This window comes from Akkermansia muciniphila ATCC BAA-835, from assembly GCF_000020225.1.
GTDB classification, from domain to species: domain Bacteria; phylum Verrucomicrobiota; class Verrucomicrobiia; order Verrucomicrobiales; family Akkermansiaceae; genus Akkermansia; species Akkermansia muciniphila.
This window is the reverse complement of record NC_010655.1, coordinates 2,452,124-2,463,585: the sequence shown is the minus strand read 5'-3', so window position 1 is coordinate 2,463,585 and position 11,462 is coordinate 2,452,124. Positions and strand designations below refer to the sequence as shown.

At 54.3% G+C, this 11,462-nt stretch carries 11 protein-coding genes and 1 tRNA gene; 6 read left to right on the top strand and 6 right to left on the bottom strand.

Features of this window, described 5'->3' with window-relative positions; genetic code table 11:
• Positions 1-7: 7 nt before the first annotated feature.
• A complete protein-coding gene (locus AMUC_RS10825) occupies positions 8-1,144 on the bottom strand; it encodes an efflux RND transporter periplasmic adaptor subunit (protein ID WP_012421053.1) in 1,137 nt (378 codons plus the stop codon).
• Between the two features lie 6 nt (positions 1,145-1,150).
• Positions 1,151-1,621: a MarR family winged helix-turn-helix transcriptional regulator gene (locus AMUC_RS10820; protein WP_012421052.1), complete on the bottom strand. Its 471-nt coding sequence runs from the start codon at positions 1,619-1,621 to the stop codon at positions 1,151-1,153.
• Positions 1,622-1,856: 235 nt separating this feature from the next.
• Here AMUC_RS10820 and AMUC_RS10815 point away from each other — a divergent pair.
• The 5 genes from AMUC_RS10815 (at position 1,857) to ruvC (ending at position 5,784) form a co-directional block, all read left to right on the top strand.
• A tRNA-Asp gene (locus tag AMUC_RS10815) sits at positions 1,857-1,934 on the top strand.
• 308 nt (positions 1,935-2,242) lie between these two features.
• On the top strand, positions 2,243-3,244 hold the full coding sequence (gene pyrC / locus AMUC_RS10805; protein WP_012421051.1) for a dihydroorotase: 1,002 nt from the start codon (positions 2,243-2,245) through the stop codon (positions 3,242-3,244).
• 91 nt (positions 3,245-3,335) lie between these two features.
• Complete coding sequence (locus AMUC_RS12205) at positions 3,336-3,965, top strand: MBL fold metallo-hydrolase (protein WP_012421050.1); 630 nt, start codon at positions 3,336-3,338, stop codon at positions 3,963-3,965.
• Between the two features lie 61 nt (positions 3,966-4,026).
• A complete protein-coding gene (locus AMUC_RS10795) occupies positions 4,027-5,229 on the top strand; it encodes a DEAD/DEAH box helicase (protein WP_012421049.1) in 1,203 nt (400 codons plus the stop codon).
• Positions 5,230-5,280: 51 nt separating this feature from the next.
• Positions 5,281-5,784, top strand: coding sequence for a crossover junction endodeoxyribonuclease RuvC (gene ruvC / locus AMUC_RS10790; protein WP_012421048.1), 504 nt, complete (start codon positions 5,281-5,283; stop codon positions 5,782-5,784).
• A 93-nt stretch (positions 5,785-5,877) separates the two neighbouring features.
• Here ruvC and AMUC_RS10785 read toward each other — a convergent pair whose 3' ends face one another.
• Both AMUC_RS10785 and AMUC_RS10780 read right to left on the bottom strand, forming a co-directional pair.
• Positions 5,878-6,399 (bottom strand): hypothetical protein, encoded by a 522-nt coding sequence (locus AMUC_RS10785; protein WP_012421047.1) that lies wholly within the window; start codon positions 6,397-6,399, stop codon positions 5,878-5,880.
• 236 nt (positions 6,400-6,635) lie between these two features.
• Positions 6,636-8,111 (bottom strand): alkyl sulfatase C-terminal domain-containing protein, encoded by a 1,476-nt coding sequence (locus AMUC_RS10780; RefSeq protein ID WP_012421046.1) that lies wholly within the window; start codon positions 8,109-8,111, stop codon positions 6,636-6,638.
• A gap of 347 nt (positions 8,112-8,458) precedes the next feature.
• On the opposite strand from AMUC_RS10780, the gene AMUC_RS10775 reads away from it, so the two are divergent.
• Entirely contained in the window at positions 8,459-8,935 is a 477-nt protein-coding gene (locus tag AMUC_RS10775) for an NUDIX domain-containing protein (RefSeq protein ID WP_012421045.1), read from the top strand.
• Here the strand turns inward: AMUC_RS10775 and meaB are convergent.
• Complete coding sequence (meaB, locus tag AMUC_RS10770) at positions 8,910-9,929, bottom strand: methylmalonyl Co-A mutase-associated GTPase MeaB (RefSeq protein WP_012421044.1); 1,020 nt, start codon at positions 9,927-9,929, stop codon at positions 8,910-8,912. The two genes, AMUC_RS10775 and meaB, sit on opposite strands and share 26 nt — an antisense overlap.
• Positions 9,930-9,947: 18 nt before the next feature.
• A complete protein-coding gene (locus AMUC_RS10765) occupies positions 9,948-11,432 on the bottom strand; it encodes a beta-N-acetylhexosaminidase (RefSeq protein WP_233420549.1) in 1,485 nt (494 codons plus the stop codon).
• Between the last annotated feature and the right edge of the window lie 30 nt (positions 11,433-11,462).

Here is an 11,462-nt window from a genome sequence, read left to right as displayed (position 1 = left end):
GGGTAGCTCAGTTTTGAACGGAATATACCGGATTCACCTTGGCGCCGGGACGCACCTTGTGCATGCCGTCGATGATGACGACTTCCCCTTCCTTAACGCCGGAACTGAAACACTGTTCATTATTGACCGTGTTGCCCAGCGTAACGTCCCGGCGTTCCACGACGCCCTGGTCGTTGACGATGTAAACGTAGCTCTTGTAGGCATCGTGCATCACGGAGGAAATGTTGGCAGCCGGGAAGCGGTCCACGTTTTTCTTGGAAAGATTAACCGTGACTACGCCGCCGGGCGTCAGCACGTCTTCCGGATTGGGGAATTTTGCCCAGACATTCAGGGTGTCCGTGGTCGTCTGGACGGTATTGTCCGTCATGAAAATCCTGCCCGGCTGGTCGTATGCCTTGCCGTTGGCGAGGTTGACGGACACAAGGGCGTCTTTCTTCATATTTTCCTGGGTACCGAACAGGGAAAGGAAATCGCGTTCGCTGATAGGGAACTTCACGTACACTTCATCGATGCCTGTAATGGTCACCAGGGAACCGGAGGTGGGGGTGATGTAATTGCCCGTGGAAAAGGTGACGCGGCCTGTGCGGCCCGTGATGGGAGCCGTGAGCCTGGTATAGTTAAGATCGTCCTTCGCTACCGTAATGGCGGCGTTTGCGGACTGGATTTCCGCTTCCAGGGCATGCATGGTGCTCTTGGCGTTTTCCACCGTGTCCATGGAGACGGATTTGGAGGCCAGCAACCTGTTATAGCGTTCAAAACTATTTTTTGCGTAAAGCAGTTTGGCTTCAAGCTGGGCCTTTTTGGCTACCGCTTCCTCCACAGCCGCCCTGTAGCGCGTATCCTCAATTTCGAACAGGAGATCCCCCTTCTTCACGACCTTTCCTTCCCGGAAACGGGTGGCTACGATGTTGCCGGAGACGCGGGGCTGCACAGTCACCCGGTCAATGGCTTCCACCTGGCCGATGTACTTCTTGTTCACCGCGCTGTCAATAGCGGCGGCTTTCTGGACGAGTACGGTACTGGGTTTGGCTGCAGCCCCTCCCGGCGTTCCTTGGGAATAACCCGGAACAAACAGGGAAAAAAGCAGGCCGGAACCGGCCAGCAGGCGGAGGGGCGCCTTCCGATGATGCGTGTGTTTTTTCATATGGTATTATTTACTGTAAACGTGGTTGTAAAGGGTATCCACAATACGGCAGAAATTCTCCTTGTCCTCTTGCGACAGAGTGCTGAACAGGGTATCCAGTTTTTCCTTCATGCCGTTGAAAAGCATCTGGAACCTGGATTCGCCTTCCTCGGAAAGGCGGATGCACAGGGAACGCCTGTCGCGGGGATTCTCCTTGCGGTCGAACAGGCCTTTCTTCACCATGCTGTCCACCAGCAGGGAGGTGGAGGGAATGCTCATGCGGAGATAATGGGCAAGCTCTTTCAGGGGAATGCCTTCCTGGCGGTTGGTCATCAGGTGGTTCAGGGCACCCAGGGCGTTCATCTGCCGGACGGAAAGCCCCATGATTTTCTGGTAATGGCTCTGGTCCACCTCATTCAGGTTATCCCTTTTGAACTGGTGAAGGATCGTCTCGAATTTGTGAACGGAGGCTGTGATATCCGCGGCAGTCTGAAGCATGGGGGTGTTATGTCAAAACCGGTTAATTGTTGTCAAACTAAAACAAATAAAGTTGAGAAGTTATTGCTGTATTGAAATAAATCGGGTAACTGAAAAGTTACGGTTTCTTCACCGTACAAACCGCCGACGGTTGCAGAAGTTGCAAAAAAAGTCTTTTTTTCTTGTCACCGGGGTATAAAGGCGTGTATAAGCCTCCACGTCCCCGCCGCAAGGCAGGGACGGCATCCAAGGTTATGGAGCGGTAGCTCAGTTCGGTTAGAGCGCCAGCCTGTCACGCTGGAGGTCGCGGGTTCGAGCCCCGTCCGCTTCGCCACCTTGTTCAGGAAAAACAGCCGCCTCCGGGCGGCTTTTTTTCATTCGGACTTTTACTGTTCCTGCATTCCGTCTGCTGTTTCAAGAAAGCCGTTCGGGAGAACAGCGTTTTTCTGAGGCATTGGGACAGAATTTGCTTTTACGATTCGTTTCCCGGCGATTTTGCCTTGTCGCAACAGCAGCAAAGAGTACCGCATCCCTTCCGGTTTGCGGGAAAATGCCCGTTTTCCCTGCCCGTTGGAGAATTGCTTTCCTGCAGGGCGGGGGAGCGTGCTTGATTTAGGCGCAATCTTCCCTCATGATGTCGGCATGATTCTGGAACTGCACTCCCCGCTGGACATGCATCTTCACCTGAGGGACGGCGATATGATGAAGCTGGTCGCTCCGTTAAGTTCCGCCTCTTTTGCCGGGGCGGTCATCATGCCCAACCTGGTGCCTCCGGTGGCTGATGCGGGTGCGGTGCAGGCTTACCGGCAGCGGGTGCTGGACGCTTGCGGAGACGATGTATTCCAGCCGTACATGACGGCATTTTTTCGCTCCTATTCAGAAAAGGAATTGTCCCGGCTCAAGGAACTGGTGTTCGGCATCAAGCTGTACCCGGCAGGAGCCACCACGAACAGCGAGGGCGGCGTGAAGGCCATGAAGGATGCGGAAGCTACCCTGTCCATCATGCAGGAAATGGATATTCCTTTGCTGGTGCATGGCGAAAGCCACGGCTTCGTGATGGACCGGGAGGCCGAATTCCTGGATGTTTACCGTGATTTGGCTACGCGCTTCCCCCGGCTGACTATCTGCATGGAACATATTACCACGGCCGCCGCCGTGCAGCTGCTGGACGAATTTGAAAACCTGGCCGCCACGGTAACCCTCCAGCATCTTCTCATTACTTTGGACGATGTGGCCGGTGGCATGCTGAGGCCGCATCTGTTCTGCAAGCCGATCGCCAAAAGGCCGGAAGACCGGGAAGCCCTGTTGCAGGCTGCCCTTTCCGGGCATCCCCGCCTCATGTTCGGCAGTGACTCCGCCCCCCATCCCATCCATGCCAAGGAAGCGTGCGGATGCGCCGCCGGCGTGTTTACCGCCCCCATCGCTCTTCCTCGTCTGGCGGCCCTGTTTGACGAACACGGGGCCCTGGACCGGTTGCAGGGCTTTGTTTCCGGTCATGCCTGCGCTTTGTACGGGTTGAATCCGCCTGCCAGGACGGTCCGTCTGCAGCGGCGTGAAATGCTGGTGCCGGACGCTTATGAAGGACATGGACAGAAAGTGGTGCCGATGGATGCCGGATGCACCATTCCTTGGAGACTGATATGAGGGGCTTTTCCAGGGGAAGATGACAGAAAGCTATTTAAGGGAACCGTCTTTATACTGGATATTCCGGGCAATCTCACTACAATCCCTGCCCATGGATCGGATTCGCGTTTATACGGGTGGAGTTGCTTCCTGTAATGGTTACCTCTTTAAGACGAGGGATAACGCTTACGTGGCGGTGGACGCTCCGTCCGGCTTTGCGGACTGGATCTATTCCAAAAAGCCCGATATCATCATCACGGATCTTCTCATCACCCACCAGCATTTTGACCATGTGGAGGATGCCTGCCGCATGCGCCAGATTTTCGACTGCCGCATTCATGCCGGGCAACCTTACAATGAAAGCCTGACGCTGGAAAAAATGGCCCGCGACGCCTGGGGACTTCCCCTCAATGTTCAGCCGTTTGTGGTGGATGAAATACTTACTCCGGACATTCACACGGCGAATTGGGGCGGCCTGTTGTGGCATCTCCACCAGGTGCCCGGCCATTCTCCGGACAGCATTGTTTACGATTTGCCGGATGAAGGAATCATGTTCACAGGTGACGTCATTTTTGCCGGCTCCATCGGGCGGACGGATCTCCCGGGAGGAAACCTGCGCCTGCTGAAACAGGGCATTGAAAAGAAAGTGCTCAACCAGCCCGCCACGACCATGATTTTCCCGGGCCACGGTCCATATACCAACGTGAAAAACGAACTGCTGACCAATCCGTTCATCTCCTGACCGCGATTCCCGCGCCGCTGTACGGAATCGTGTTCTACTCTTTAGCAAGCATACAAGATCAATGTTATTTTCAGAATTAGGTTTATCGGAACCCGTCTTGAAGGCGGTGGAGAAATGCGGTTATGAACATCCCACCCCCATTCAGGAGCAGGCCATTCCCATCATTCTGGAAGGCAGGGACCTCATTGGGGCCTCCCAGACGGGGACGGGGAAAACCGCTGCTTTCGCCCTCCCGCTGCTGACAAGGATTCAGCCCATCGGCAAACCTCAGATACTGGTGCTGGAACCCACCAGGGAACTGGCCGACCAGGTGGCGGAATCCTTTGCCGAATACGGTGAATTCACCGGGTTGAAAGTAGCGTTGCTGTATGGCGGCGTGGGGTACGGAAAGCAGACGGAAGACCTGAAAAAAGGGGCGGACATCGTTGTGGCCACTCCCGGCCGGCTGGTGGACCACTTCTACCGCTGCACCATGCGCTTCGGAGAAGTCAAGGCCCTGGTTCTGGATGAAGTGGACCGAATGCTGGACATGGGGTTCCTGCCCATTGTCCGTAAAATCGTCAACCTTTGTCCGTGGGAAGGAAGGCAAACCCTCTTCTTCTCCGCCACCATGCCTCCGGTCATCGCGGGATTTGCCAAATGGTGCCTGACGGACCCTGCGGAAGTTACCATCGCCCGGCGTGAAGTGGCCGCCACCATCAGCCATGCCTTTTATCCGGTAGCTCTGGACCAGCGGGATGAACTGCTGTTGGCCCTGCTCAAGGGGACGGACTTCCGTTCCGTCATGATTTTCACCCGCACCCGCAAGGAGGCGGACGCGGTATGCGGCATGCTCAAGCATCATGGCTACCGCGGGGAGGTGGCCGTCATGCACTCCGACATTCCCCAGAAGGAACGCATGGAGGCGCTTAAGGGATTCAAGAGCGGAAAATATGATATTCTGGTGGCTACGGATGTGGCGGCGCGCGGCATTGACATCAGCGGTGTGACCCACGTCATCAACTACCGCGTTCCGGAAAACGCGGAAGACTATGTGCACCGCATCGGCCGTACCGGCCGCGCGGAAGCTTCCGGGGATGCGTTCACGATCATGACGGCGGATGAGCTGGATTTTGCTGCGGCTGTGGAAAATTTCATTGGGAAACCCATTGAACGCAAAAAACTGGACGGGTTCAACTACACGTACACCGCCCTGTTGGAAGACAAGCCCGTCAAATCCGTCCGCAAGCCCAAACCCGCAGGTCCCAAGCGCCGCAGGCGCTAAGGAGGGGGGGGAAAACATGATGTTTCTCTCTGATGGAATGAAGATCATCCCATGCGCATTCTTGCCATAGACCCGGCCATCCGCAACACGGGTTATGCCGTGGTGGAGGGGGATTACCGGCGCGCGCGCGCCCTGGACTATGGAACGCTATCCATTCCCCGGAGCGTGTCCCAGTCCGGCTGCCTGCTTGCCATCAAGCAGCATTTGGGCAATCTCATTGACAAATGGAACCCGGATGAAATGGCGGTGGAGCGCATCATCTATGTCCAGTCTCATCAGACGGCCATCACGATGGGTGCGGCCAAGGCGGCCGTGGTCATTGCCGCGGCGGAAGCCGGGCTGCGTATTATGGAATATTCCCCCAAAAGCGTGAAGCTCTCCGTCGTAGGGCGCGGGGCCGCTCAAAAAACGCAGGTCGCCTTCATGGTGCGGGCTCTTTTGGAACTCCGGGAAACGCCGGAATCCGATGCCGCCGACGCCCTGGCGATCGGCCTCACCCACCTCTTTTCTGCGGACCCTTTGAAGGCCCACATGATGGAGAGGAAATACATTTAGTAGTGATGAGATATGAGTGTAAAAACCGTACTTGCAGCCCGCGGATTGAAATCTGACCGCCCGGCGCTGTTCTCTAATCACTGATTCAAGCCGTCAGGGCCTGAACGTCCTCCCTTTTCCGTCCTGCCACGCCTTGAGAAGGGAAGCATACATTTTGTTGAGCTGCTCCAGGGTAGCTACACGGAATTCCACGGTATTCGTATTCGGGTAAGCTTTTGCGACGGTTGTATCCGGGTCAATGCTGCCTCCCGTTGCCCGGTTGACGGCGCCGGCCCCAAGCTCCTTCGCACGGTCAGTCACATTCTTGATGGCGTTGATACCGGAATTTTGACCCAGCGTTTCCAGATAATAAAACTTGGTGGGCGTATTCCCCAGGGTAATCAGCGTTACTTCATACACCATGCAGGCATTGTCCAGAATATACCTGTGCTGCGCCACCGCTACAATCCGGCTGAGATGCACCACATACTGCCCCTCCGGAAAATTGCCTATCCAGAACTGGCTCTGGTTGTAGTCATCCGTGGACGGGACGGCGGCTCCTTTCTTGGACTGGGCGGAAAGAGGTGCGGCTGCACAAACAAATAGAGCTAAAACAGGAAGGCAGAATCGTTTCATGCTTTCTATTTAATATCAGCTCTTACTGTATGGGAAGGAAAAATCGTTGAATGTTTGCGGGGGAGAACATGTCTGTTCATGGATAAATGTCATCCCTTTTTTCAGTTGCTCCCTTGCGCCGGAATACATGACTGTTTGAATAATATTTACTGGCACAGTTCATGATATTGATAGAAAATGCCAATACTCCTGTTTCCGGATGAAAAACCTGAAACGTACGTAAAAAGGTAATGGAATCAGGGTGTTATGGCATGGAAATTTCCATGGAACTTATCCATGCATCCGAGCAATTCCCTGAATTTATCCGTATTGCCTTCAATTTTAATCATGCCTTTGTCCAGAGCTGTCTTTAAGGGCATTGCCCGCATGGCGACCAGGGCGAAGTGGAGCCTGTCTCCGGTGATGACTGCGTCGGGATGTTTGACCAGTTTTCCTTCGCGGTACATCAGCACTTCGTTTTCAATCCAGAAGCCGTATGATCTTCCGTTTTGGGCAATCCAGTTGAAAGCCAGTTTTTTCCCTTTGGATTTCTCACTATTCAGGCTGACGCCCAAATAGTCGAACAGCAGTTCCGGAGTCAGGGCATATAAAGTGTCCGTCAACGTAAGTTCGCGGGAGTTTTTAAGCAGCCCGATTCCCGGTTCTCCGGCATTGACGAGAAGTTCATCGTTCCGGAATACGGGTTCCGTTTGATAACCGAACTGTTTCAACATATTTCTTACCAGATTCCTTATGTTTCCTCTTTTTAGATGGGCAGACATAACGTTCCTTAATGTCCCGGCGTCTTGACGATAGTCCTTTTGCCCGGTGATTTCCGGAGGGCTATTCCTGATTCTGCCGCTTTCCGGAATCGGATTGATTATTCCCTCAATTTCTGCGGGGGAATACCCTTTGCTAATCAGGTTCAATATCCGGTCATGCATGTATTTGCAGTTGCGGCATTCCCTGGCCAGGAACCGTTTGATATTTTCTTTTCCTATTCTGGGCCAATGGTGTTGTGAGAACAAAATCTCTATTTTGTCTTCATAACGCTGAATGGCTTGATCAAGGGCTTTCCACCTGTTTTTTGCATCCCTTATTTTGGATACTCCCAGAGTGCAGATATCATGTATGGCGCTTGCCGTGTCCTCTCCATAAAAAAGCGCCTTGAATTGGGGAAAATACATCAGTGCGGCAGAAGAGGCCCCCATTCCGGGAACCGCCATGAATTCCATTTCTATGCCGTCTATGTCCAGCCCGGATGCCGTTCTTTTGGTACTGGCAAAATAGTTGGTATGTGGATGTGCATCTACAACAGCCTTGATTGGCCGTTTTCCCGCCTTCCGGTAATAGAGGTCAAGACTCTCGGCCATGGTTTCCTTCGGGACGAAAGGGGCAATGATCATGATGCCTTCCCGTCCTTCAATAATAGTTATGTTCGGAAAACCTCCGCCGTGAATCTGGTAAATTCCTTTTGTGACTTCAGACAGCGCGTTTTTGGCATTGGGACGGGAAATGCTCCACGTAACCGGTTTGTCCCCGGGGCTTTGTTCCGCATCTTGAATGCCTTGACGGTCATTTTGATTCGCATCGTAAACTCCGGGAGATTTTTTGTTGTCTTCAACGGGATGCCTTAGCGCCTTTTTGGATTGTTTTGCCATACCGACGCCTGTACCGCCCCATGCAAATATTGCCAGAAGCGTGGCTGTCAAATAGTTCATTTTTGTTTTCATGATCGGAGTTTTATTAACGGAACGCGTGAAAAGTAAAAGGAAGGCCGGTTCCCATATTTTACTTTGCAGGAACAATAGACTTGCCAATAAAGAACAATGTTCGAAAAATGGCAGTATGTTAATATCTGATTACTAAAGTTTTTAGCTGATTGGCCGGAATTCCCGCCGCAAACGGGAAGTTTTTCGTTTTTTTATACCGCTTATTCTTCTGGTGGAAGGCGGTTGATATTCGGAGTGCCTTGAAGTAGGGGGGGAAATCTGTGAAAGGATTTTTTTGCCCGTTTTCAACGGGTTTATGGAAGGAACATGGCTGGAAATGCGGAAAAGGGTATGTTAATGAACAGGGCATGGAAAGATTGTATCGTCCGAATGTTGCGGGGATGATGGTCCGGCAGGACGGGAAATTGTTGATTTGCGAGCGTTCCGGGCAGAAAGGAGCCTGGCAGTTTCCCCAGGGCGGAATTGACCCGGGGGAAACGGCTTTGGAAGCCGTGCGGCGCGAGATTGGGGAGGAAGTGGGGTTTTTGCCGTCCCAGTATAATATTGTGGAATCCCGGAAGGGGTATCGTTACGATTATCCGCCGGAGGTGCTGGAGTATGTTCGTGAAAAGCGGCGGCAGCCTTTTGTTGGGCAGGCGCAGGAGTATTTCCTGTGCTGGCTGCATGCGGACGCTCCGGAACCCGTCCTGGATGACCGGGAGTTTTGCGATTACAAGTGGATAGCCCCAGCCGAATTTAAGCTGGAGTGGCTGCCGGAGTTTAAAAAGAAAGTTTACGCCAGGGTTCTGGAAGATTTCTTTAATGTCCGGGCGCGGGATAAGTAAAGTGGCTCAGCAGGTCATGTGCGGCGGAAACGGGGTCCATTTTGTCCCCCGCCACCATGTTTTCCAGAATGGGCATGCGGGACGCTACGGCGGGGTGCTGTTCAAAAGCGGTGAGCAGGGCTTCATGCACCAGGGACTGGACCCATGAAAGGGACTGGCTCCGGCGGCGGCTGTACCAGAATCCGGATTCCTTCATGCTGTCCCGGAAGCGGAAGAGCGTCTCTTCAATGGTGTCCAGGCCGCGTCCCTCCAGGGAGGAACAGGTGAGGACGGAGGGCGTCCAGCCGGGAGTGGGGCTTTGCAGGTAGTGGAGTACCATTTTCAGTTCCTGGCAGTGGGCTGCGGCGCGCTGGCGGTTGTCGCCGTCATCTTTGGTAACTACTAGGATATCCGCCAGTTCCATGATGCCCCGCTTGATGCCCTGGAGATCGTCCCCGGCTCCGGTGATGAGCAGGAGCATGAAAATGTCCACCATGGAGCGCACCGTAGTTTCCGACTGGCCGACTCCCACGGTTTCAATGAGAATAATGTCAAAGCCCGCAGCTTCGCATGCAATCATGGTTTCACGCGTTTTCCGGGCTACGCCGCCCAAAGAGCCGCCGGAGGGGGAAGGGCGGATGAAGGCGTTTTCCTCTCCGGAGAGTTCCTCCATGCGTGTTTTGTCTCCCATAATGGAACCGCGGGAGACTGAAGAAGACGGGTCAATAGCCAGCACAGCCACCTTGAACCCTTTTTTGCACAGGTAAGTGCCGAAGGCTTCAATGAAAGAGGATTTCCCGGCGCCCGGAACGCCCGTAATGCCGATGCGGACGGCGTTGCCCGAATGGGGAAGGAGCCTGGAGATGAGGGCGCGGGAAGATTCCTGGTCCCGGACGGCATTGCTTTCTATCAGTGTAATGGCCCTTCCCAGCAGGGCGCGGTTTCCGGCCAGTACTCCCTGGGCCAGTTCTTCTACGGAAGGGCGGTGCGGACGTGCAAATTTGATGTTGCTCATGGGAAAAGAGAGTGCGGATTATTTGAAAGGCGGTTCGTTTTCTTTGGTGCGCTCCATATCATAATTGAAGCGTTTGAGGATGAATTGACGGTGGTCGGCCAGCTTGCGCCGGAAGTTTTCCCAGGAGCGCACGTTCATCGGTGACCAGCCGGCTTCCGCAATGGCGCAGGCACGCGGATAGGCGCGGTAGAGAATGTGGTTCAGGGTAGGGAGATGTTCTCCCCACACGGTGCCCTGAACGCCGGTGATATGGTTTGTTTCCTTTTCTGGTCTGCCGTAGGCGGGGTCCAGCCTGTAGCTTTGCTCCAGCGTGGTGGTGGGCATCCATCCCCGGTTGCTTTGCCCTGGAAGTTGCGGATAGTCCAGGTAACAGTATTCCCCGGCAGCAATGATCAGGGAGAGCCCCTGCTTTTTCGTCTCCGTGATGGTGGACGGTGTCAGTCCCATGCGCCAGGTGAAGACGGTGTCTCCTTTGTTGTAGATGTTGGCCCTGGCCCACGGTTTTTCATACCATAGTTGGATGCGCTTGCCGTGAACAGCCAGCATGGAGGACATTTTTTTGATGAATTCCTTCAATTCCTCGTGGACGTCCTTCATGCCTTTTTGCTCCCGGTACTGGATGCTGAGGGGGCATTTGGCCCAGGTTTTTTCCAGGGGTGCTTCATCGCCGCCCAGATGGACGATGCCGGACGGGAAAATATCTTTGAGTTCCTTGAAAACAGCGGCATAAAATTTCCAGACTTCCGGTTTATGCGGGCAGATGAGGTGGAGGGTGACGCCTTCATCGGTCTTCACTTTCGTATCCGGGTTCGGGAAGCAGAAGAATTCAGGGTAGGCTGCCGCCAGGGCTTGGTTGTGCCCCGGCACGTCTATTTCAGGGATGACCTCAATGCCGCGCGCTGCGCAGTACGCCACCAGCTCTTTCAGTTCCTGTTTGGTGTACATCCCTTCATGGGGGATTCCGTTGCGCATGCTTTCTTTCCGTTTGGAGGAGATGCTTTTGAGTTTGGGGTAGCCGGGCACCGGAAGACGCCACCCCTGGTCGTCCGTCAAGTGGATCTGGAGCTTGTTGAATTTGTAGTAGGCCATCATATCCACAAATTTTTTCAGATCGGCCGTGGGGATGAAAAAGCGTGCGGGATCTACCATGAGGCCGCGCCACGGATAGCGCGGCTTGTCCGTGATGACGCCGCAGGGGATGCCCTCCGGCTGTCCCGCCAGCTGGTCCCGGAGCTGGCGGAGGGTTGCCAGCCCGTAAATTCTGCCTTCCCTTCCTCCGGAAGCAAGGTGCGCCCCCTGCGGGGTGACTGTGAGCCGGTAGGCGTCCGTTCCCAGGGTCGGAGCCTCCTGGTCGGAAAGAAGTTTTAAGGTTCTGGTACTGTTGTGCTGCAGCTCCGTTTTTTCCGGTTCAGGGATAACGCTGTATTTGTCCGCTGCGGCGGCACATGCCATGTGGGCGGAAAAAATGGCGCAGGCCAGGATGAGGGGCAGTTTAAACATCATGAAGAACTGTTTCGGAAAAGATTCTACCAT

What these genes read in the sequence shown, in the direction of transcription:
- AMUC_RS10825 (WP_012421053.1), bottom strand. Translation starts at nt 1,144, where the DNA reads ATGAAAAAACACACGCATCATCGGAAGGCGCCCCTCCGCCTGCTGGCC.
- AMUC_RS10820 (WP_012421052.1), bottom strand. Translation starts at nt 1,621, where the DNA reads ATGCTTCAGACTGCCGCGGATATCACAGCCTCCGTTCACAAATTCGAG.
- pyrC (WP_012421051.1), top strand. Translation starts at nt 2,243, where the DNA reads ATGATTCTGGAACTGCACTCCCCGCTGGACATGCATCTTCACCTGAGG.
- AMUC_RS12205 (WP_012421050.1), top strand. Translation starts at nt 3,336, where the DNA reads ATGGATCGGATTCGCGTTTATACGGGTGGAGTTGCTTCCTGTAATGGT.
- AMUC_RS10795 (WP_012421049.1), top strand. Translation starts at nt 4,027, where the DNA reads ATGTTATTTTCAGAATTAGGTTTATCGGAACCCGTCTTGAAGGCGGTG.
- ruvC (WP_012421048.1), top strand. Translation starts at nt 5,281, where the DNA reads ATGCGCATTCTTGCCATAGACCCGGCCATCCGCAACACGGGTTATGCC.
- AMUC_RS10785 (WP_012421047.1), bottom strand. Translation starts at nt 6,399, where the DNA reads ATGAAACGATTCTGCCTTCCTGTTTTAGCTCTATTTGTTTGTGCAGCC.
- AMUC_RS10780 (WP_012421046.1), bottom strand. Translation starts at nt 8,111, where the DNA reads ATGAAAACAAAAATGAACTATTTGACAGCCACGCTTCTGGCAATATTT.
- AMUC_RS10775 (WP_012421045.1), top strand. Translation starts at nt 8,459, where the DNA reads ATGGAAAGATTGTATCGTCCGAATGTTGCGGGGATGATGGTCCGGCAG.
- meaB (WP_012421044.1), bottom strand. Translation starts at nt 9,929, where the DNA reads ATGAGCAACATCAAATTTGCACGTCCGCACCGCCCTTCCGTAGAAGAA.
- AMUC_RS10765 (WP_233420549.1), bottom strand. Translation starts at nt 11,432, where the DNA reads ATGATGTTTAAACTGCCCCTCATCCTGGCCTGCGCCATTTTTTCCGCC.